Consider the following 19504-nt stretch of genomic DNA (forward strand, 5'->3'; position numbering starts at 1 on the left):
AGCATCAACCCTGATGTTTATTGGCTGTTAAAGGAGTCGCCTGATGCCCCTATTGAAGTTTGACCTCATCGAAGGACGCGACAGGAACCAGCTGCGTGAGCTGCTGGATGCCGCTCACGAGGCCATGGTAGAGGCGTTTGCTGTACCACAACGCGATCGCTATCAGGTCGTCACCCAGCATAGCCCCGGCGAGATGATCGTGCAGGATACCGGCCTGGGCCTTGAACGCTCCGATCAGGTGGTGATGCTCACCGTGGTTTCCCGACCGCGCAAGGAATCCCAGAAGCTGGCGTTCTACCGGCTACTGGCCGATGGCCTCAAACATCGCTGCGGTCTCGACCCGCAGGATCTGATGGTGTCCATCGTTGAAAACACCGATGCTGATTGGTCATTTGGCAGGGGACAAGCTCAATTTATCACCGGCGAACTCTGACTCGCGTGCCGTCATTCCGGCATCACCCAAAGGCAGCAACCCGCTGCCGTTTTTTGCTCTCAGGAAGCCTCACCCGCGCGCTGACGCGCTTCCGGCGATAACGGCGTAAAGAGATTCACACAGTGGCCCTCCGGGTCCCGCAACAGCAGCGAGCGGTTGCCCCAGGGCATGGTGGTGGGCGCCTGCAACACAGACTCTTCAAGCCAGTCGCGATGCGCTTCCCATAGGGCATCAACGTTCTCCACCTTAAACTCGATAATCGCCGAGCGGTTCTGCCCGCTTTCGATGCCGTGATGCTCCCCAAAAAACGCCAGCGTGCGGGTACTGCCAATGGCCAGCGTCGCCACGCCAGAGCGCAGCTCGGCAAAATCCTCGGTATACCAGATCGGCTCAATGCCGGTGAGGCTGGCATAAAAACTCACCAGCCGCTGAATATCCGCGCTGATCAGCCGCACGGACAGCAAGGCAGGTAAAACTCTGGGCGATAACCCGGTAGAGATCTGGGACATGGTGCGCTCCTGACAACTGATGCCCGTTCATGAAGGCATCTGTGGATAAAGAAGCACAGCCTATAAAGACGCCGCGACAAGGGGGTGTCAGGGGTGGGAAAAATTCGCCTGCTTCTGCGCCAGAAACTCAGCCAGCGTCAGCTTATGGGGCGTGAAGTGAGCAGGCAGCGCCTTCAGCAGCGTTATCCGATCCAGCCGGAACAGCCGAAACGCCTGCCGTAACCGGCAAAAGCCGATCAGTAACCAGTGACCTTCCAGACTGAAGTAAAGCGCGAACGGCTCCACCTCGCGCTCCGTCAGCGTATCGCCTTGCGCCGCCTGATAGCCAATGAGAAGCAATTGGTAATTCACCAGCGCCTGCTGAATCACCAACAGGCTATCGGCTGACGCGGGCGCAGGCTGCATCGGGCTTGTGGCCAAACGTGATGAGAGCAAGGCCGCGCCTTCGCGCTCCTCCTCCGGCAGGACAGACCGCACCTTACTGATGGCCGAACTCAGCACCTGCGCCAGTGCGGCATCCTGCTGGATCGCCAGTAAATGCTCGGCCGTCACCAACGCATGGGCTTCTTGCGGGGTAAAGCTCACCGGCGCCAGCCGATAGCCCTCCACCAGCGAATAGCCCTTACCTTCCTCGGTATAAATCGGAATGCCCGCCGCCTCCAGCGCGCGAATATCCCGATAAACCGTGCGCACACTCACCCCAAAACACGCCGCCAGCTGCACCGCCGTCACCACGCGACGGGTCTGTAATTGGGTAATCAGCGCGGTCAGGCGCGACAAGCGTTTGAGGTCTTGGGGCATAACAGTGATTTCAGCCGGGATGCAGACAATACGAGCCCTACACTATAACCGCTCAATCTCCAGTTCAGTCGAGTGGAGGGTGGCCGGAAGGCGCTGACGGCGATGAAGGAGCGCAACGCAGTATGAACCGAATATCGACTCGGTAAGCTGCCACGGAGAGTCATTACTGCGCAGGAATGCATAGGAAAGCGCTGACAACGCGGCGGTTTGCTGCTCTTCGGGCTTCAGCGCTTTATAACAGGCTTCCTTGGCGCACCAGAGCTTGTAAAAGAAAGCCGCACTTTTGTGCTGCTCACCAGTGAAGGCTGCCAGCTCGGCCTCGTCCATAAACAATGCAGCGAGTTCTTCCAGGTTGTCTCGGGCTTTCATCAGTTCGACATCAACGCCAACACTGTCCTCATACATCGCAAAACACAGAAAATCCTGGCTATGACTCAGGCTGATAACATGCGGATCCGGGAGGTTCGTCACTCTTGGTGCCGCGTTTTCTGACTCCTGAATCACCCAGCTCTGGGTCGGCTGCGTGAAGAGCTGGCTCAACCCCGAACAGAGCAGGAGGCGGCTGTAGAGGTACTGCCTTTTTCGTCGTTCTGAGGAGAGGGTATGGAAGTGGGCTTGCTGCGCTGCGGGCAGCAGAGAGAGCTTAGTCTCGAGGGAGAGGATGCCGGGCGTCACGGCTCTGGCGTACCAGAACCGGACGACGGAAGCATTCTCGTTACTTGGCAAGCTTGACCACATCACCGGTCAGGGCAACGCCAGCGATCAGGGCACCTGCGTGGCACTCAAACTGGCTATTGTCACTGACCTTGTTCTTTTTGTAGTAGCTCGCAATGTTGATCACCGCGTTACCGCCCTCAGCTTTGACACGATCCTGCAGGGAGAGCAATGCAGACAGGAATACCCAGCGGCAAGCCTCTTCATCGCTCTTGTTAAAGGCGTTGGTTTTCTTGTTGGTATTGAAGTCACCAAAGTTTTTCAGAACTCGTGAATGCTTTTGGCTACCAAAGTAAAAGCGAATGTCCGGGTCCAGCGCGGATTTGAAATCGGCGGATGCCATTGCCTCTTTGATGGGCAGCATGTGCTTGGAATCACGGCTGAACGCCTGCTGTGACACAGCCATCAATAGAACAGAAAGGCAAAAAGCGAAAATTTTCACAAACTTATCCTTGTGTTAGGAGATCCATGGGAGCGCCGATTATAGGTAGAGAAACAAAACGGATCAAACGGTTACTATTTGCTTCTAAGATACCAGCAGGTAGAATTGCCTGCCACTTCAGCGACCGCTGTCAGACGGCAGAAAATAGGATGTTGGCTTGCCCAGGTGTTACTGAGACGTGGCAAGCGGAGAATGGATTTTGCTAAGTTTCAAGCTGCAATCATGGAATGCTATCGCTCCGGGACTGGAGAGTGAGCCACAGTGGAAAGCCTGGGCCGAAAACCCGGTCGCTCTCCCTGCCGAGCTGCATGGCGTTTCCCTGAAACAGATCCCTCCCATGTTACGGCGGCGCTTCACCGAACTGGGCCGTGCGTCGGCAAGTTCAGCACTGCCTTTGCTGGAAGGCATTGACGCCATTCCGGGCGTGTTTGCCTCACGCCATGGTGACACCCCTCTCACTTTTTCGCTGCTGGAAGGCATTGCACGGAATGAGCCCATGTCGCCCACAGGTTTCAGTCTGGCCGTACATAATGCCGTGGCGGGCTTACTTTCCATTGCCCGCAAGGACCTGAGTGAAGTCACCGCAATTGCCGCTACCCGTAACCTGATCGTCAGCGCCCTGCTCGAAGCCGTCACCCAGTTGCAGGAGCGGGATCAGGTCCTCTGCGTCATCTATGACGTTCCCCTGCCTGAACTTTATCGCTCGTACAGCTCATCCGAAACACACCCTTATGCGCTGGCCATGCTACTGAGCCGTACGGAGGGTGAAGACCTGACACTGTCAGCTACCCATGATGGCACGCCTGAGTCAGACACCACCAGCGAGCTGATCCGCATGATGCGTTTCCTGCTCGCGCTGGATGAGCAGGCGCATTTCGCCACGGGTGCAGGCTCGGGCTGGCGTCTTGGCAAGCCTGTCACTGCACAGGAGAGGTGACGTGCTGGCACGACTCAATCATCTCTGGCGCTGGTGTGGTACTGCGTTCAGTTTTCTGGTGTTTGGCGTAGGCGGAATACTTTTGCCCGTCGTACTGATTCCGCTGTTGTATTGCCTGCCGGGTAATAGCAAGCAGCGTGAAGTTCGCGCCCAACGCACAATTCATCATGCCTTTCGTGGCTATATCGGCATGATGAAATACCTTGGCGTACTGCGCTATGACCTCGAACATATTGAGAGGCTGCGCCAGGCAAAACTGGTGCTGGCCAATCACCCCACGTTAATTGATGTGATCTTTTTAATTGCGCTGATTCCAAATGCCAATTGTGTGGTGAAAGGCAAACTGCTGCGTAATCCATTTACCCGTGGTCCGGTGAAAGCCGCGGGCTACATCATTAATGAAGACAATGAAAAAGTGATTGCCGCTGCCGCGGAAGCCTTTGCCAAAGGCCATGCCCTGATCGTTTTCCCGGAAGGCACCCGCACCACGTTTGGCGATCAGCTCCAGTTCAAGCGCGGCGCCGCCAACATTGCCATTCGCACCGCGGCGGATATCACGCCAGTGCTGATCAGCTGCACCCCCTCGACCCTGACCAAGCAGGATCGCTGGTATCAGGTACCTGCGGCCAAAGTTCATATCCGTATCCGTGTTAACGAGGTCATTTCCGTGGCCTCGTACTTACAGGAACCCACACCCTCGGTGGCCGCACGAAGACTGACTGCGGATCTTGCAGAGTATTTTAGTGAGGAGTTAAAAACCTATGGTTAATCTGCAAATGGAAGTAAAGCAGATGATTATTGAAGCCCTTGATCTTGAGGACATTTCTGCAAGTGACATCGAGGATGATGCGCCTCTGTTTGTGGAAGGGCTTGGGCTGGATTCTATCGATGCGCTGGAAATTGGCCTGGCACTGCAAAAGCGCTATGGCATTAAACTAAAAGCCGATTCAGAAGAAACGCGCCAACATTTCGCCAGTGTGAATACTCTGGCCGCCCTCATTCAGTCTCAAGCAAAGCAGTAAATCACTATGACCGATCAGCAGAAAATCTATCAGCAAATCGTGCAGGTTCTTGAAGACCTGTTTGAAATTAACCCGGACGATATTCGCCCCGAATCCCACCTGTATCAGGATCTGGATATCGACAGCATTGATGCCGTCGATCTGGTGGTGGAATTGAAAAAAATGACCGGCAAGAAGATCAAACCTGAAGACTTCAAATCAGTACGCACCGTTCAGGATGTCGTTACGGAAGTTGAAAAGCTGATCGGCTGATGTTGATTCGGGTTCTGGTGATACTGCTCACCCTGGCTTATCCCTTCGCTGTCTATTGGGGATTGCAGCGGGTCGAGCCACAGCTATTGATCATACCGCTGGTGGTTCTGTTGGCTCTGCGCTGTCTTGGCAGCCGGCAGCGCTTTGACCGGCTTGCGGTTGCCGTGGGCATCCTTGGCGTACTGGCGGTGACGCTGCTGTGGAATGCGCATCTGGGCCTTAAGGTGTATCCGGTACTGGTCAATCTGGGCCTGCTGGCCGTGTTCGCCAGTAGTCTTTGGGCCAAACAGTCAATTATTGAGCGCCTTGCCCGTCTGAAAGAACCAGACCTGCCCCCGTCAGGGGTGCGCTATACCCGCAAGGTCACCCTCGCCTGGTGCCTGTTTTTTACCCTTAATGCCTCGGTGTCTACATCGACTGCACTCTGGGCATCCGATGCTGCCTGGATGCTCTACAACGGCCTGATTTCCTATCTCGCCATCGGCATCATGTTCGCGGGTGAATGGCTGGTGCGTCAGAGAGTAAGAAAGTCCTCATGAATACGCTGATACCACTTTCGGACTGGCTGCGTTGCGCACCTGACCGGCCGGTCGCCACCGGGGCTGACGGCCTGGTCTCCCGTGCTGACCTGGTTGCCCGTGTTCGCTACTGGTACCAGCAGTTACCCGCCAGCCCCGGACAACGCTGGGCCGTCTTCCATAAGGATACGGTGGAGTTTCTGGCACTGTTACTGGCGCTCTGGCAGCACCAGTGCACCGTCTGCCTGCCGGGGGACGACCGCCCGGCGACAACCGCCCGCCTGCAGCAACGGGTCAATGGCTTTGCTGGCCAGTATCCGGACGCCATCACGAACGCTGCAGAGCATTCCGGAGAGTCCGTTCCCATCCCTGCATGGAAGGCTCTACCGAGCGACTTTCCTGCTCTTGAGCTCTTTACCTCCGGCTCCACCGGCATGCCCAAAGCCGTCGCGAAAAGCTTTGCCCAGCTGCAAAGCGAACTGGCTGCGCTAGAGACACTCTGGCCCGGACAAAACGATGCGGTGATCGTCACGACCGTCAGCCATCAACATCTTTATGGTCTGACTTTTCGCTTGCTGTGGCCCCTGAGCAAGGGCCAGATTTTTGAGCGCACCCTCTGCGAATTTACCGAGGATATCTACCAACAGGCGCGTCAGTATCCGCAGTTTGTGCTGGTTTCCACCCCTTCACATCTGTCGCGCTTTAATCCGACACTGGACTGGCAACAACTGAGCCCCTGCTGTCGTGGTGTACTGTCCTCTGCCGCGCCCTTGCAACGACAGGACAGCCTGACCATTGCAGGACTGCTCGATACCCCGGTCCGTGAAATTTACGGCAGCTCGGAAACCGGCGCCGTGGCGTGGCGCTCCCAGCGCATTGACGAAGAGGCCCGCTGGTCATTACTGCCGGGCATAGAAATGCGCCTGAACTCGGATTCCACACTGAACCTGACTGGCCCCCAGATTGCCGGCCAGCAGGATCTGCCCGATATCGTCGTCATGGCGCCGGATGGCAGTTTCGAGTTGCAGGGCCGTGCGGATCGCATTGCCAAGATTGAAGGCAAGCGCATTGCGCTTACGGCCGTGGAACACATTGCAGAACAGCAGCCGCTACTACGAAGCGCACGGGCACTGGTCATTCAACGTAACCGGGTGGAAGTGGCCATGGTGGCAGAACTGAGTAGCGATGGCCGCGATTATCTCCGCCAGCACGGCAAGCTCAAGCTCGTAAGGCAGCTGCGCGCTGCCCTGCTTGCGCACTTTGAACCTGTGGCGCTGCCACGCCGCTGGCGCTTCGTGGAACAGATGCCTTACAACCAGCAAGGAAAAATTACGGTGGATGCGCTGACCGCACTTTTTGATCAGGACGAACTCAAATGGCCGGACATCCTCCGTCAGGAGCGCCAGGCCCAGAGCGTTGAAATGACTCTGCATATTCCCGCCAGACTGGTGTACTTCGACGGTCACTTCGAGGGTAATCCTGTGCTGCCCGGCATCACTCAGGTGCACTGGGCCATTCACTATGGACGTCAGTTGCTGGGGTGTGAGGGCACGTTCACACGCATGGAAGTGATCAAGTTTCAGCAGGTCATCTTTCCCGAGGCCGACGTTCAGCTCGCGCTGGACTACGCCTCAGACAAGCAAAAGCTGAGCTTTCGTTATTACTCAGAAAAGGGAGTGCACTCCAGTGGACGGATCTGCTTCAACTGACCGCGGCTTCAGGCCTGCGGTGGTTATTCCTGTGTACAACCATGAGGAAGCCATCGGTATCACCCTGGCAAAGGTGCTGGAGCATGACTATCCCGTCATGCTGGTGGATGACGGCTGCTCGCCCTCCTGCCGGGATGTGCTGATTGCCCTGAAACAGGAGCATGGTGAGCGCGTCTATTTGCTGCGTCTTGAGCAGAATGGTGGCAAAGGTGCAGCGGTCAAGGCCGGCCTTCGGCAGTTGTACTCTCTGGGCTACAGCCATGGCGTGCAGATTGATGCCGATGGCCAGCATGATCTGACGGATCTGCCAACGTTCATTGACACCGCGATCAGCGCACCCGCTGCGCTGGTCACCGGCTACCCCCGCTATGACGCCTCCGTCCCCAAACTGCGTTACTACGCCCGCTATCTCACCCATGTGTGGGTATGGATTAACACCCTGTCCTTTCGAATCAAGGACACCATGTGTGGTTTTCGCGTCTATCCCCTCGCTCAGACGGTGAACTTGCTCGACACCGAGCCCTGCGGTAACCGCATGGATTTTGACCCCGAGATCATTGTGCGCTGGGCGTGGCGTGGCTTGCCGATCCGCAATCTGCCCACCCGTGTTCACTATCCGCTGGATGGCGTCTCGCACTTCAATGCCGTGCGCGATAACGTGCTGATCTCCTGGATGCACACCCGACTGTTCTTCGGCATGCTCACCCGCCTGCCCTCTATCCTCAGGCAGCGTTTCCATGGCTGATCATTCCGGGCAATCCACCCACTGGGCCAGCATTGGCGAGGCCGGGACAGTTCTGGGCATGAAAAGCCTGCTGCTGGCCTATCGACTGTTTGGCCGTACCGGTTTCCGGCTCTTTTTGCTGCCGGTGATGCTGTATTTCTATGCTACCCGCCCGGTATCGCGTCAGGCCTCCAAAGCCTATCTGGCCCGCGTTAAGAAGTTCGTCCCGAAGGAGCAGCACAGCACGCTGACACCTTTCCGGCATTTCTGGTGCTTTGGCGAAATTCTGCTGGATAAGCTGCTGGTGTGGATGGGGCATATTCGCCACGACAATGTGGTTTTCGCCACGCCTGATACCTTCGACAGAGCCGATACCCAACGCCGCGGCGGCATCATTATCGTCTCGCATCTGGGCAATACCGAGGTGTGTAGCGCGCTGGCCCACCAGTTACCGGATGTCGGTATCACCATGCTGGTGCATACCCGTCATGCCGAGAAATTTAACCGGCTCATGAAGCAGACCAACCCAAATGCAGCCATCAATCTGATGCAGGTGACGGAAATGTCCCCCGCGACCGCCATGTTGCTGTCAGAACGAGTCAGTGCCGGGGAGTTTGTCGTCATCGCCGGTGATCGCGTGCCCGTCAGCGGTGGCACGCGCACCTCGGTGGTCGACTTTCTGGGAGAGCCCGCCGAGCTGCCACAGGGCGCCTTTATTCTTGCCAGCCTGCTGCAATGCCCGGTCTATCTGATGTTTTGCCTGAAAGAGTCCGGTCGCTATCACCTTTACATGGAGCTTTTCACCGAACGGCTCTCGTTGGCGCGCAAAACCCGCAATGAAGGCCTGCAGCTGGCCGTTCAGCGCTACAGCGACCGTCTCGCCAGCTATTGCTGCCGAGCCCCGTTGCAGTGGTTTAACTTTTTCCCCTTCTGGCAGGCAGAGCGTCCACGGACGTCGCACAGCGCGGACGCACACGCCACCAATGATAAGGAAGCCCCATGATTAACGCTGAAGTTACTCTCGAAATCCCCTTTCATGATGTGGATGTGATGCGAGTGGTCTGGCACGGGCACTATGCCAAGTATCTGGAAATCGCCCGTTGCGCCCTGCTGGATAAAATCGACTATAACTGCCCGCAAATGGAAGAGTCAGGCTATGCCTGGCCTGTCATCGACATGCGTATCCGCTACGCCCAACCCCTGCGCTTTCAGCAGAAAATCACTGTCGAGGCGACGCTGGTGGAATGGGAAAACCGCCTGAAAATCAACTATCTGATCACTGATGCAGCGACCGGTCAGCGCCTGACCAAAGGCTATACAGTGCAGGTCGCCGTTGATGCCGATAGCGGCGAAATGCTCTTTGCCTGCCCGCCGGTCTTACTGCAAAAACTGGGGCTGGAAGCATGATGCGCCCTCTGCTTGCCATGGTCATGATGATGACCCTCCTGCCCGGCATCGCGCTGGCTGATGTGCTGCCCGATGAGCTGGCGCAGATCACCACGCTGATGGCCTCGCCGCCCAGCCTGCACGGTACATTTCAGCAGAGTAAACATCTGGCGGCGCTGGATACCGACATCGACTCTTCCGGCCGCTTCGCGTATCAGCGTGATACCGAGATTGACTGGCAAACACTGGAGCCTGTGGAAAGCCTGCTCAAGCTGACTCCCGAGCGCATTACCAGCGAGCAGGGAGGCAAGATTCTCTCCGAGCTTGAGACCCGCAATAACCCGGTGGTGGCACTCTTCAGTGACATCTTTTTTGGCGTGATGACCGCACGCTGGAGCACACTTTCCGAGCATTTTGAGGTACAGACCTCAGTGACCGGCAAGACCTGGCAAGCCACGCTGACGCCCAAAGCGGCCGAGGTACAGCGCGTCGTCTCGCAGGTGGAATTGCAAGGCGGCCAATACATCACCGAAATCGTGCTGCACGAAGCCGAAGGTGACTGGACGCGTATTCGTTTCGATAACCTGCAGCCATGATGAAAGGGTCTTTCCTGCAGCGCACCGGCGCTCTGCTGTGGCTGCTGATCATCGTCGTCCTCAGCGTCAGTGCCGTAAGAAAAGGTGTTCATTTTGACACCAGCATTCTGGCGCTGTTACCCGAGTCGCAGCAGCAACCACTCATCAGGAAGGCCACCGATCATCTGGCGGACAGCTATGCCAATAAAGTCCTGCTGGTGGTTTCCGCTCCTGAGAAGGAGCAGGCGCAGCAGGCGGTCACAGCGGTCGCCAAGGGTTTAGCGCCACTCAAAAATATCGCCGAGCTGTCGTGGCAAGCCCCACAAGACCAGCAGACGCTAACGGCACTTTTCCCCTATCGCTTTGCTGTGCTCAGTGAAGCCACCCGTGCGCGCTTACAACAAGCCGCCGGCGAGGATCAGTTACAACTGGCATTGCAACGCCTGCTGAATCCGCTGTCAGGTTTTGCCCTTGACCCGGTACGCGACCCCTTCAGCCTTTATCCGGATCTGCTGCTGTCACTGCAGGCAGGTTTGCCCATCAAGATCGAGAACGGGCTCCTGCGCCTGACGGCGGCCAAGGAACCCAGCTATTTGCTGACCCTCGACCTCAAAGCTGCCCCGTTCAGCATGCCGGTACAAAAAAAGGTCGAGGCGATCATCACGCCCCTTATTGAAGAGCAACGTCAGCAGGGCGTTACCCTGAGACGCTCCGGGCTGCTGTTTCACGCAGCGGCCGGTGCCAATCAGGCGCAGCAGGAAATGTCGACCATTGGCGTCGGTTCGCTGCTCGGTATCGTGCTCATGATTATGGTGGTCTTTCGAAGCTTATGGCCACTGGCACTGGTACTGATTCCGGTGCTGACGGGCACCCTGATCGCCGTTGCCGCCACGCTGCTGCTCTTTGGACGCCTGCATCTGGTCACCGTGGCCTTTGGCGCCGGGCTTGTCGGCGTGGCCGTGGATTATGCGCTGCACTTTGTGTGTGAGTCCCGGATTGAGCCTGAACATACGGTCAGAAAGTTATTCGCCGGGCTGTTGCTGGGACTGGTCTCAAGTGTGGCAGGCTACGCAGGCCTGGCGCTGGCTCCCTTTCCTGGCCTTCGGCAGATGGCGCTGTTCTGCGTTCTCGGTCTGACCGGCGCGTGGATTACGGTACTGCTGTGGCTGCCGTTACTGAGGAAGCATCACACCAAGGCACCGCTTGCGGCAGCCAGGTGGCTCGATCGCTGGAGAAATGCCTACCCGCATATCGGCAAAACGCCCTGGCTGCTACCGCTGATGTTGATCCTTGGCGTGATGAGCGCGGTCGTGATCTGGCAGGGAAAAGCACAGGACAGTGTCGCCCTGCTGCAGTCCTCGCCCAAGGCGCTGATTGATGAAGACCGGCAGGTACAGCAATGGCTAGGCAATGGCAGCAGCGCGGCTTTTCTGCTGGTCACCGGCTCAGATCTTGAGCAGGTACTGCAAAGCGAAGAGCGTCTGCAGCCGACATTAGCGTCGCTGCAGCAGCAAGGTCTGCTGGGTGGTTACGCAGCCGTGTCACAGGTACTGCCATCAATGCAGCGGCAGACCGACAATGCCGCGCTGGTGCGCTCGCTGTATGCCCGCCACTGGCGACAACTGGCTGGCATTCTGCATTTTTCTGACGACCGTATCCGCCAGACAGACGCCCGGATGCAGCAGGATACAACGACACGACTCACCCCCGAACTCTGGCAGACACTGCCTGTCAGCAAAGCCTGGAGCGCGCTGATTATCCATGATGATGAGGGTCAGGTGGCCAGCGTTATCCGCCTCAAAGGGCCACTGACACCGAAGCTTAAGCAGGCGCTGAGCCAGTTGGAAGCCAGGCAGCCTGAAGTGCATTTTGTCGATCGTATTGGTGATATCAGCACGCTCATGTCGCACTACCGGGGCGAAATCACTGACTGGCTTCTGCTGGCGTATGCCGGTGTCATGTTCATGCTGATCGTCCGCTACCGGATACAGTTCTGGCGTGTCGTCCTGCCGCCGTTACTGGCCTCTCTCATCACCTTTGCCGGTTTCCTGCTCCTCGAAGGCGGCTACAACCTGTTTAACCTGATCGCTCTCATGCTGGTGCTCGGTATCGGGCTGGACATGGGCATCTTCCTCAGCGAATCCGGAGACAGCGATCATACCTGGCTGGCCGTCAGCCTCTCGGCACTGAGCAGCCTGCTGGCATTCGGGTTACTGGCATTAAGCCAGACCCCGGTGCTCTATCACTTCGGCATTATCATCCTGCCCGGCCTGGCCCTGACCTGGCTGCTGGCCCCGTTGATGCGCGTACGCGCAGGAAAGAACAGCGGTGAATTATCACAAGGAGAGTTACAAGAATGACCGTATTACAGGGACGTTATGATGTGATCGTTATCGGTGCCGGCCCCTCCGGCGCCGTAGCGGCGACCCTGCTGGCAAAGAAAGGCTATCGTGTCGTCATTCTCGAACGACAGCATTTCCCGCGCTTTTCCATTGGCGAGAGTCTGCTGCCCCAGAGCATGGAGTTTCTTGAAAAGGCGGGACTACTGCGCGCAGTGGTTGAGGCAGGCTTCCAGTACAAGAATGGCGCCGCCTTTTGCCGGGGCGAAGACTACGACCAGTTTGATTTTCGCAAGAAATTCTCTGAAGGCTGGGGCACGACCTATCAGGTACAGCGCAGCCAGTTCGACAAGATTCTCGCCGATTGCGCCGCGCAAGAAGGCGTGGAGGTTCACTACGGCCAGACCGTCACGGCTATTGCCGAGTCGGCTCAGCATATCAGCGTGGATGTGCGCTCCGATGAGGACATTGAGCACCGCATCACCGCAGACTTTCTGCTGGATGGCAGCGGCTTTGGTCGAGTGCTGCCAAGACTGCTGAAGCTGGAAAAAGCCTCGACGCTGAGTTCCCGCGCCGCTTTTTTTACCCACATTGAAGACAACATCCGCGACCCGCGCTTTGATCGCAACAAGATCCTGATTACCGTGCATCCCGATAATCCTGAAATCTGGTTCTGGTTAATCCCGTTCAGTAACGGGCGCGCCTCGCTTGGCGTTGTGCTGCCAAAAACCCTGACGCAGGAGAGCGACCGCTCACCGCAGGAATATCTGTCAGGTGCGGTCGCCGAGTCAGGACAGCTGAGTGAGCTGCTACACCATGCCCGCTTTGATACGCCCGTCAGCCGCCTTGATGGCTATGCCTCGGATGTCGAGCGTCTCTACGGTGATCGCTATGCCCTGCTTGGCAATGCCGGTGAATTCCTCGACCCCATTTTTTCCTCCGGCGTCACCATTGCCCTGAAATCAGCCATGCTGGCTGCCGAGGCCGTGGACCGCCAGCTGCAGGGGCTTTCCCCGGACTGGCAGCAGGAATACACCGCGCCATTACAGGTGGGCATCAATACCTTTCGTGTCTTCGTTGAAGGCTGGTATGACGGCAGCCTGCAGGATGTCATTTTCTCGGACAACAAGAACGATCGTATCAAGGAAATGATCAGCTCAGTGCTCGCAGGCTATGCCTGGGATCGCAACAACCCCTATGTCAACGAGCCGCACCGGCTCGCCACGCTGGCCAAACTATGTCGCAGTTAATTCGTTTTCTTGTACTGAGCCTGGTCTGCCTGCTGGCCGGATGCGCCTCGCTGCGTCACGACCCTTACGCCGCCGCTGTGCTGATGCCATTGCCGCCAGCAGAAGGGCCATCGCCGCAGCTGCTCAAGCAAACCGCGACGTTCGAGTCCCGGGGTAAGAGTCTGTCGTTTATTGTGGTGAGTCGTTTCGATCAGCAGCAGGTGAAACTGCTCGCGCTCATGCCCACTGGCCAGACCATGACCACCATCGTTTATGACGACACCGGACTGACCCAGAAGGATGTGATTCCGGTAAAACTCCCGGGAAAATCGATCCTGGCGACCTTTCAGTTTGCGCTCTGGCCGGTGGCTTCCCTACGCCAGCACTACACGGCGGAACGGCACTGGAGCCTGAGCACAGCAGCGAACCGCCGTCAGTTATGGCATGATGGCACGCTGATTCTGGACATCGATACCGATCAGCAGACCACCCGAATCCATAACTACGCCGGGAAATACCAAGTCACCATCCATACGCTTGAACAAATGGATTTAAGGAAGTGAAGCAGTCATGCGTTGCTATTTAAATGCCCTATCCATGATCAGCGCGATTGGAGCTGACCGTGAGGAGGCATTTCGCCATCTCAGCTCCGGCACGACCGGCCTTCGGATGACGGAGCAGTTCAGCCCCGGGCAGCCGATGCCTCTTGGGCTGTGCTCCGGCGTACTGCCCGATATTCCGCTGGCCGCGCCTTACTGGCACAGTCGCAATAACCGTCTGGCACTGGCCGCCTTGCAGCAACTGCAACCCGCCGTCGATAACGCCATCCAGCGTTATGGCCGCCACCGCATTGGCGTCATCATTGGCACCTCAACCTCAGGTATCAGTGACAGTGAAAACCACATGAAGCACTGCGCTGCCACCGGCGCCATGCCGCCCGAGTATGATTATCGCCTGCAGGAAATGGGCGCAACCTCCGCCTTCATTGCCGCCTGCCTTGAGCTGACGGGGCCGGTGTACAGTATTTCCACCGCCTGCTCCTCCGGCGCCAAAGCGCTGGCCTCCGCCCGACGGCTGCTGCGTGCTGGCATCTGCGATGCGGTGATCGCCGGTGGCGTGGACACCCTGTGCCATCTTACCGTGCAGGGTTTTTCTGCTCTGGAAGCCGTCAGTAACGAGCAGTGCAACCCGTTCAGCGTTAACCGAAAAGGCATCAACATTGGCGAAGGGGCCGGGCTCTTTCTGCTGAGCGCTGAAGAAGCCGCCATTGAGCTTGCCGGAGTTGGCGAAAGCTCGGATGCGCACCACATTTCTGCCCCGGACCCCAGCGGTGCCGGTGCCATTCGCTGCATGCAGGCCGCTTTACTGGACGCAGGGATCGCCCCTGATGCCATCGATTATCTCAACCTGCATGGTACGGCGACAGCGCTTAATGATCAGATGGAAGCCCGCGCCGTCTCCACAATTTTTGGCAACCAGATCCCCTGCAGCTCTACTAAAGCCCTGACCGGCCACACGCTTGGGGCCGCAGGCGCACTGGAAGCTGCCATTTGCGCCTTGGCGCTGGAGCATGGTTTTATTCCCCGCCATGTCTGGGATGAACAGCCGGACCTGACCCTGCCAACGGTGCAGTTAGCTCAGGGCCAGGCGGCCACCAGCGCGATGGAATATGCGCTCAGTAACTCTTTCGCCTTTGGTGGCAACAACATTTCGCTGATTTTGAGAAAACATTCATGACGACTCAATTTACCGCAGATGATGTTGTCCCCCACTCCGGGCAAATGAGTCTGCTTTCAGAGATCACAGGCTTTGGTGATGACTGGCTTTCCGCTGCCATCGACATTACCCCAAACACCCTGTTCGCCGATGAAAACGGCGTTCCGGCCTGGGTTGGCCTTGAGTATATGGCCCAGGCCATTGGCGCGTTTGCCGGAACTCAGGAACGTCTTGAAGGGCGCGCGCCCAAGCTCGGCTTCCTGCTGGGGTCCCGAAAGTACAGCTCTCCGGTCGAATATTTTGCGCTTGGTCAGCGTATTGAAGTGAAGGTGACCAAGAACATGGAAGCAGAAAATGGCTTATGCGCCTTTGACTGCGAGTTGAAAGGCCAGGCAATCGCCATCGAAGCCAGTCTTAATATCTTCCAGCCAGAAGATGCGAATACGTTTTTAAGGAATGCACAACAATGACCCGGACAGTCCTCGTTACAGGCTCAAGCCGTGGAATCGGTAAAGGCATTGCACTTCGCCTTGCTCAGGAAGGCTACGATATCGTGCTGCATTGCCGCTCCGGGCTGGATGCTGCTGAAGCCACCCGTCAGGAAATTGAAGCTCTGGGCCGTCAGGCAAGAGTACTGCAGTTCGATATTGCTGATCGGGAGCAGTGCCGCCTCGTCCTTGAGCAGGATATTGAAGCCCATGGCGTTTACTACGGCGTCGTTTGTAATGCCGGCGTGGCACGGGATAACGCCTTCCCGGCCATGCCTGAGGAAGACTGGGATTTGGTGCTCAGAACCAATCTGGATGGGTTTTATAACGTGCTGCATCCCTTGGTCATGCCGATGGTCAGACAGCGCAAGCCCGGACGCATCGTCACATTGTCATCGGTCTCAGGCGAGATGGGCAATCGTGGGCAGGTGAACTACAGCGCGGCCAAAGCCGGCATCATTGGTGCCACCAAGGCGCTGGCCGTTGAGCTGGCCAAGCGCAAGATTACCGTCAACTGCGTGGCGCCAGGACTGATAGAAACGGAAATGACCGAGCAACTGCCACTGGACGAAATCCTGAAAATCGTACCGATGCAGCGCGTCGGTCGGGTGAATGAAGTGGCGGCTACCGTCAGCTTTCTGATGTCTGAAGAAGCGGGCTACATCACGCGCCAGGTCATCTCGGTCAACGGTGGAATGTATTGATGAGACGAGTTGTTGTAACCGGAATGGCAGGCTTTTCACCCATCGGCAGCGATTGGCAAAGCATCCGGGAGAATCTGGCCAAAGGCCGAAGCGGCATCGTGCGCATGGATGACTGGGACCGCTTTGAAGGTCTCAATACCCGTCTGGCCGCACCGGTGTCCGACTTTGCCATGCCCGCGCACTATACCCGCAAGGCGTTGCGCAGCATGGGCCGCGTCGCTCAGTTTGGTGTTTATTCCGCAGAACTGGCGCTGCGTCAGGCCGGTCTGCTGGACAGTGAAGCACTGGGGAATGGCCGTACCGGCATCTCTTACGGCTCCTCCGCGGGAGACTCCAACGCCGTGGCTGACTTCGGCAACATGCTGATGAACAACACCTCGGACGGACTCAACGCCAACTCCTACGTCAAAATGATGGCCCATACCGCGCCGGTCAATATTGGCGTCTACTTTGGTCTGCGTGGCCGTGTCATTACCACCTCCAGCGCCTGTACCTCGGGCAGTCAGGGGATCGGTTTTGCCTATGAGGCGATCAAATACGGCAGCCAGGACATCATGATCGCCGGCGGCAGCGAAGGCCTGTGCCCGACAGAAGCGGCGGTCTTCGACACCCTCTATGCCACCAGCGTAAAAAATGACACCCCGGAGCTGACTCCCCGCCCCTTTGATAAGGACCGCGACGGTTTGGTCATTGGCGAAGGCGGTGGTGCGTTCATTCTGGAAGAGCTGGAGCACGCCCAGGCGCGTGGCGCGACCATTTATGCGGAGATTGTGGGCTTTGGTACGAACTCTGATGGCCGCCATGTGACCCAACCCAATGCCGACACCATGGAAACCGCGATCCGCCTGGCGCTGGAGTGTGCCTCCTTATCGCCGACAGATATTGGCTACATCAGTGCCCACGGCACTGCCACACACCGTGGTGATATTGCCGAAAGTCAGGCCACTGCTGCCGTCTTTGGCAACCGCACGCCCATCAGCTCGCTCAAGAGCTATACCGGCCATACGCTGGGCGCCTGCGGTGCACTTGAGGCCTGGACCGCGATTGAGATGATGAACGAGGGCTGGTTCTGTCCCACCATCAATCTGGACAATGTGGACCCGGACTGTGCTGACCTCGACTATCTCATCGGTGAAGGACGCCGTATCCAGACAGAATTCGTGATGAGCAACAATTTCGCCTTCGGCGGCATTAATACGTCGCTGATTTTCAAACGCTGGTAAGTGATCTTACGTTCGTCAAAGGAGTTGACCATGAAGTGCCTCAAGATAGCTTTGGTAGTATTAGCGGCCCTGCTCGCCCAGCGAGCGATGGCTTTTTCGAGCAGTGAAGAGCAAATCACAAGCTATGTGCATGTCCTTGACTCACAGGATGCGGATCAGCAGGAACAACTGCTCAGCCGCCTGCAATGGGCCGGACTGTCGGACCCTGCACTCTTTGATGTGATTGAGCGTAAGCTACTCAGCCAGTACCAAACCTCCAACTACACTGAAGCGGGGCTGATGGCGCACTATGCGCGGGCTCTGGGTTACAGCGGTAATGAGAAATATCGCCCGACCCTTGAACTGGTCAGCAAGCAAGCCTCTTCCTCAAAGCTGCGCTCCCATGCCAAGCGCGCTCTCACTGATCTGCCAAAGTTTGGCGGCTGGTGGGCCATGTTGCCCAACACCATTAACCCAGCGCCGGGCCAAAGTATCGAGGCTGCCCGCTACGAGCAAATGCTTAACACCCAGGATGTTTTTGTTCAGCGGTTGGCGGCGCGAGCAATGTTCCACGAGCATATTGCCGATGCTGATCTTCTAAACAGCGCCGCCACACTGGTAAAAAATCAGTACCGCAACAAGGACATGGACGGTGAAACGGAAGACACCCTTGCCTGGCTATGCAAGGCCATCGGGGAAAATGCTGCCGCGCAGTATCACGACTTTCTGGCCACGGTCGCCAAACTGACGCCTTCGCGCAAGATTGCTAAATATGCCCGCAGCTATGTGCGTTAAACGCGGGGTTTTCTGCAGATAATTCGAGCGAATAACACCCTCCCCCTTCGCTTCGCACACAAAAAAGCCGAGTTCACCGACTCGGCTTTTTGCTTGCTGAAGTGGTGGCTTTCGCTCAACTGAGGGCGAGCTGTGCCAGCATCCTAAGGCCGGTGATCAGCAGTACCACCGCGAAGACTTTCTTGAGTTTGGCGGCGTCCAGTTTCGCCGCCAGGGTCGCGCCGACCGGGGCGAACAGTACCGTCAAAGGCACAATGCAGATAAAGGCGATGAGGTTCACCAGCCCGTAGGTGCCAACGGGAGCATCCGCCGGTGCGGTGCCCAGTGCCAACATGGTGATGACGCTTGGCAGGGAAATTATCAGGCCGATGGCGGCGGCAGTGCCGACGGCTTTATGGGCAGGATAGTTATAGAGGGTAAGCAGCGGCACGGAAATCGTCCCGCCGCCGATGCCGACCATGGAGCTGAAAAAGCCAATGCACAGGCCCATCAGGGTTTGGCCCGCTGTGCCCGGCAGTTGCTGGAACAGGGCCGATTTTCCGGTACGAAACAGCATGTTCAGCGCTGACAGGGTGGCGATCAGGCCAAACATCAGCGTCAGCAAGGTGCCGTCCACCCGCGTGACCAGCCAGCTGCCCGCCAGTACGCCGATAAGGATAAAGAGCGCCCAGCGTTTCAGCAGGTCAACATCGACATTGCCTTTGCGGCGATGAGAGCGAATGGAGCTGATGGAGGTCGGCACGATGGTCGCCAGCGAGGTGGCCGTGGCAATCAGCATGGCGGATTCCGGCGAGACGCCGAAGTTCTGAAACAGGAAGAACAGCAGCGGCACGATGACAATACCGCCACCGACGCCGAGTAAACCCGCCAGCACACCGGCGAAAGCGCCAGCCGCGATCAGGGCAAGAAAGGTGGAGAAATGCTGGGTGAGAAAATCGAGGGGACTCATTCGGGCAACGACCTAAGGCAACGAGTGACCATAAACAAAGGGGCCTTATTGGCCCCTTTT

At 57.4% G+C, this 19504-nt stretch carries 24 protein-coding genes; 19 read left to right on the forward strand and 5 right to left on the reverse strand.

What is annotated here, in order from left to right; genetic code table 11:
• The first annotated feature begins 43 nt into the window (after positions 1 to 43).
• On the forward strand, positions 44 to 433 hold the full coding sequence (locus tag ACKC9G_RS09850; protein WP_411404784.1) for a tautomerase family protein: 390 nt from the start codon (positions 44 to 46) through the stop codon (positions 431 to 433).
• A 59-nt stretch (positions 434 to 492) separates the two neighbouring features.
• On the opposite strand, the gene ACKC9G_RS09855 is transcribed toward ACKC9G_RS09850, so the two are convergent.
• From ACKC9G_RS09855 to ACKC9G_RS09870, 4 genes are all read right to left on the reverse strand, one after another.
• Entirely contained in the window at positions 493 to 942 is a 450-nt protein-coding gene (locus tag ACKC9G_RS09855; RefSeq protein ID WP_411404786.1) for a VOC family protein, read from the reverse strand.
• Positions 943 to 1029: 87 nt separating this feature from the next.
• A complete protein-coding gene (locus ACKC9G_RS09860; protein ID WP_411404788.1) occupies positions 1030 to 1743 on the reverse strand; it encodes a helix-turn-helix transcriptional regulator in 714 nt (237 codons plus the stop codon).
• A gap of 42 nt (positions 1744 to 1785) precedes the next feature.
• Positions 1786 to 2469, reverse strand: a complete 684-nt coding sequence (locus tag ACKC9G_RS09865; protein ID WP_411404790.1) for a 4'-phosphopantetheinyl transferase family protein — start codon at positions 2467 to 2469, stop codon at positions 1786 to 1788.
• Complete coding sequence (locus ACKC9G_RS09870) at positions 2459 to 2899, reverse strand: excinuclease ATPase subunit (protein ID WP_411404792.1); 441 nt, start codon at positions 2897 to 2899, stop codon at positions 2459 to 2461. The genes ACKC9G_RS09865 and ACKC9G_RS09870 overlap by 11 nt, the downstream gene beginning before the upstream one ends.
• Positions 2900 to 3077: 178 nt before the next feature.
• On the opposite strand from ACKC9G_RS09870, the gene ACKC9G_RS09875 reads away from it, so the two are divergent.
• Genes ACKC9G_RS09875 through ACKC9G_RS09960 form a run of 18 tightly spaced genes read left to right on the forward strand, consistent with a single transcriptional unit; the run spans position 3078 to position 18495 of the window.
• On the forward strand, positions 3078 to 3836 hold the full coding sequence (locus ACKC9G_RS09875) for a beta-ketoacyl synthase chain length factor (RefSeq protein ID WP_411404794.1): 759 nt from the start codon (positions 3078 to 3080) through the stop codon (positions 3834 to 3836).
• Between the two features lies 1 nt (position 3837).
• Positions 3838 to 4605, forward strand: a complete 768-nt coding sequence (locus ACKC9G_RS09880) for a lysophospholipid acyltransferase family protein (protein WP_411404796.1) — start codon at positions 3838 to 3840, stop codon at positions 4603 to 4605.
• Positions 4598 to 4858 (forward strand): phosphopantetheine-binding protein, encoded by a 261-nt coding sequence (locus tag ACKC9G_RS09885; RefSeq protein WP_411404798.1) that lies wholly within the window; start codon positions 4598 to 4600, stop codon positions 4856 to 4858. The genes ACKC9G_RS09880 and ACKC9G_RS09885 overlap by 8 nt, the downstream gene beginning before the upstream one ends.
• Before the next feature lie 6 nt (positions 4859 to 4864).
• Entirely contained in the window at positions 4865 to 5110 is a 246-nt protein-coding gene (locus ACKC9G_RS09890) for an acyl carrier protein (protein WP_411404800.1), read from the forward strand.
• A complete protein-coding gene (locus tag ACKC9G_RS09895; RefSeq protein WP_411404802.1) occupies positions 5110 to 5649 on the forward strand; it encodes a hypothetical protein in 540 nt (179 codons plus the stop codon). The genes ACKC9G_RS09890 and ACKC9G_RS09895 overlap by 1 nt, the downstream gene beginning before the upstream one ends.
• Positions 5646 to 7337, forward strand: a complete 1692-nt coding sequence (locus ACKC9G_RS09900) for an AMP-binding protein (protein ID WP_411404804.1) — start codon at positions 5646 to 5648, stop codon at positions 7335 to 7337. Before ACKC9G_RS09895 ends, ACKC9G_RS09900 begins: the two co-directional genes overlap by 4 nt.
• A complete protein-coding gene (locus tag ACKC9G_RS09905) occupies positions 7315 to 8082 on the forward strand; it encodes a glycosyltransferase family 2 protein (RefSeq protein WP_411404806.1) in 768 nt (255 codons plus the stop codon). The genes ACKC9G_RS09900 and ACKC9G_RS09905 overlap by 23 nt, the downstream gene beginning before the upstream one ends.
• Positions 8075 to 9064 carry a lipid A biosynthesis acyltransferase gene (locus ACKC9G_RS09910; protein WP_411404808.1) on the forward strand — a complete coding sequence of 330 codons (990 nt, stop codon included), beginning with the start codon at positions 8075 to 8077 and terminating at the stop codon, positions 9062 to 9064. The genes ACKC9G_RS09905 and ACKC9G_RS09910 overlap by 8 nt, the downstream gene beginning before the upstream one ends.
• Complete coding sequence (locus ACKC9G_RS09915) at positions 9061 to 9468, forward strand: acyl-CoA thioesterase (RefSeq protein WP_411404810.1); 408 nt, start codon at positions 9061 to 9063, stop codon at positions 9466 to 9468. The genes ACKC9G_RS09910 and ACKC9G_RS09915 overlap by 4 nt, the downstream gene beginning before the upstream one ends.
• Positions 9465 to 10043 carry an outer membrane lipoprotein carrier protein LolA gene (locus ACKC9G_RS09920; RefSeq protein WP_411404812.1) on the forward strand — a complete coding sequence of 193 codons (579 nt, stop codon included), beginning with the start codon at positions 9465 to 9467 and terminating at the stop codon, positions 10041 to 10043. Before ACKC9G_RS09915 ends, ACKC9G_RS09920 begins: the two co-directional genes overlap by 4 nt.
• A complete protein-coding gene (locus ACKC9G_RS09925; protein WP_411404814.1) occupies positions 10040 to 12382 on the forward strand; it encodes an MMPL family transporter in 2343 nt (780 codons plus the stop codon). The genes ACKC9G_RS09920 and ACKC9G_RS09925 overlap by 4 nt, the downstream gene beginning before the upstream one ends.
• Entirely contained in the window at positions 12379 to 13611 is a 1233-nt protein-coding gene (locus ACKC9G_RS09930; RefSeq protein WP_411404816.1) for an NAD(P)/FAD-dependent oxidoreductase, read from the forward strand. Before ACKC9G_RS09925 ends, ACKC9G_RS09930 begins: the two co-directional genes overlap by 4 nt.
• Positions 13599 to 14153 carry a DUF3261 domain-containing protein gene (locus ACKC9G_RS09935; protein WP_411404818.1) on the forward strand — a complete coding sequence of 185 codons (555 nt, stop codon included), beginning with the start codon at positions 13599 to 13601 and terminating at the stop codon, positions 14151 to 14153. The genes ACKC9G_RS09930 and ACKC9G_RS09935 overlap by 13 nt, the downstream gene beginning before the upstream one ends.
• Positions 14154 to 14160: 7 nt before the next feature.
• Positions 14161 to 15327: a beta-ketoacyl-ACP synthase gene (locus ACKC9G_RS09940; protein WP_411404820.1), complete on the forward strand. Its 1167-nt coding sequence runs from the start codon at positions 14161 to 14163 to the stop codon at positions 15325 to 15327.
• Complete coding sequence (locus ACKC9G_RS09945; RefSeq protein ID WP_411404821.1) at positions 15324 to 15776, forward strand: hypothetical protein; 453 nt, start codon at positions 15324 to 15326, stop codon at positions 15774 to 15776. The genes ACKC9G_RS09940 and ACKC9G_RS09945 overlap by 4 nt, the downstream gene beginning before the upstream one ends.
• Positions 15773 to 16498 carry a 3-ketoacyl-ACP reductase FabG2 gene (locus ACKC9G_RS09950; RefSeq protein WP_411404823.1) on the forward strand — a complete coding sequence of 242 codons (726 nt, stop codon included), beginning with the start codon at positions 15773 to 15775 and terminating at the stop codon, positions 16496 to 16498. The genes ACKC9G_RS09945 and ACKC9G_RS09950 overlap by 4 nt, the downstream gene beginning before the upstream one ends.
• Positions 16498 to 17721 carry a beta-ketoacyl-ACP synthase gene (locus tag ACKC9G_RS09955; protein ID WP_411404825.1) on the forward strand — a complete coding sequence of 408 codons (1224 nt, stop codon included), beginning with the start codon at positions 16498 to 16500 and terminating at the stop codon, positions 17719 to 17721. Before ACKC9G_RS09950 ends, ACKC9G_RS09955 begins: the two co-directional genes overlap by 1 nt.
• Before the next feature lie 30 nt (positions 17722 to 17751).
• A complete protein-coding gene (locus ACKC9G_RS09960) occupies positions 17752 to 18495 on the forward strand; it encodes a hypothetical protein (RefSeq protein WP_411404827.1) in 744 nt (247 codons plus the stop codon).
• A gap of 115 nt (positions 18496 to 18610) precedes the next feature.
• On the opposite strand, the gene ACKC9G_RS09965 is transcribed toward ACKC9G_RS09960, so the two are convergent.
• A complete protein-coding gene (locus tag ACKC9G_RS09965) occupies positions 18611 to 19444 on the reverse strand; it encodes a sulfite exporter TauE/SafE family protein (RefSeq protein ID WP_411404829.1) in 834 nt (277 codons plus the stop codon).
• Positions 19445 to 19504: the final 60 nt, after the last annotated feature.

This window comes from Pokkaliibacter sp. CJK22405, from assembly GCF_046614695.1.
Taxonomy (GTDB): Bacteria; Pseudomonadota; Gammaproteobacteria; order Pseudomonadales; family Balneatricaceae; genus Pokkaliibacter.

Excerpts from the sequence above, each read along its gene's own strand:
- ACKC9G_RS09950 (WP_411404823.1), top strand. The coding sequence starts at position 15,773 with ATGACCCGGACAGTCCTCGTTACAGGCTCAAGCCGTGGAATCGGTAAA.
- ACKC9G_RS09960 (WP_411404827.1), top strand. The coding sequence starts at position 17,752 with ATGAAGTGCCTCAAGATAGCTTTGGTAGTATTAGCGGCCCTGCTCGCC.
- ACKC9G_RS09915 (WP_411404810.1), top strand. The coding sequence starts at position 9,061 with ATGATTAACGCTGAAGTTACTCTCGAAATCCCCTTTCATGATGTGGAT.
- ACKC9G_RS09850 (WP_411404784.1), top strand. The coding sequence starts at position 44 with ATGCCCCTATTGAAGTTTGACCTCATCGAAGGACGCGACAGGAACCAG.
- ACKC9G_RS09930 (WP_411404816.1), top strand. The coding sequence starts at position 12,379 with ATGACCGTATTACAGGGACGTTATGATGTGATCGTTATCGGTGCCGGC.
- ACKC9G_RS09895 (WP_411404802.1), top strand. The coding sequence starts at position 5,110 with ATGTTGATTCGGGTTCTGGTGATACTGCTCACCCTGGCTTATCCCTTC.
- ACKC9G_RS09925 (WP_411404814.1), top strand. The coding sequence starts at position 10,040 with ATGATGAAAGGGTCTTTCCTGCAGCGCACCGGCGCTCTGCTGTGGCTG.
- ACKC9G_RS09965 (WP_411404829.1), bottom strand. The coding sequence starts at position 19,444 with ATGAGTCCCCTCGATTTTCTCACCCAGCATTTCTCCACCTTTCTTGCC.
- ACKC9G_RS09855 (WP_411404786.1), bottom strand. The coding sequence starts at position 942 with ATGTCCCAGATCTCTACCGGGTTATCGCCCAGAGTTTTACCTGCCTTG.
- ACKC9G_RS09945 (WP_411404821.1), top strand. The coding sequence starts at position 15,324 with ATGACGACTCAATTTACCGCAGATGATGTTGTCCCCCACTCCGGGCAA.
- ACKC9G_RS09910 (WP_411404808.1), top strand. The coding sequence starts at position 8,075 with ATGGCTGATCATTCCGGGCAATCCACCCACTGGGCCAGCATTGGCGAG.
- ACKC9G_RS09900 (WP_411404804.1), top strand. The coding sequence starts at position 5,646 with ATGAATACGCTGATACCACTTTCGGACTGGCTGCGTTGCGCACCTGAC.
- ACKC9G_RS09940 (WP_411404820.1), top strand. The coding sequence starts at position 14,161 with ATGCGTTGCTATTTAAATGCCCTATCCATGATCAGCGCGATTGGAGCT.
- ACKC9G_RS09860 (WP_411404788.1), bottom strand. The coding sequence starts at position 1,743 with ATGCCCCAAGACCTCAAACGCTTGTCGCGCCTGACCGCGCTGATTACC.
- ACKC9G_RS09920 (WP_411404812.1), top strand. The coding sequence starts at position 9,465 with ATGATGCGCCCTCTGCTTGCCATGGTCATGATGATGACCCTCCTGCCC.
- ACKC9G_RS09885 (WP_411404798.1), top strand. The coding sequence starts at position 4,598 with ATGGTTAATCTGCAAATGGAAGTAAAGCAGATGATTATTGAAGCCCTT.
- ACKC9G_RS09955 (WP_411404825.1), top strand. The coding sequence starts at position 16,498 with ATGAGACGAGTTGTTGTAACCGGAATGGCAGGCTTTTCACCCATCGGC.
- ACKC9G_RS09935 (WP_411404818.1), top strand. The coding sequence starts at position 13,599 with ATGTCGCAGTTAATTCGTTTTCTTGTACTGAGCCTGGTCTGCCTGCTG.
- ACKC9G_RS09890 (WP_411404800.1), top strand. The coding sequence starts at position 4,865 with ATGACCGATCAGCAGAAAATCTATCAGCAAATCGTGCAGGTTCTTGAA.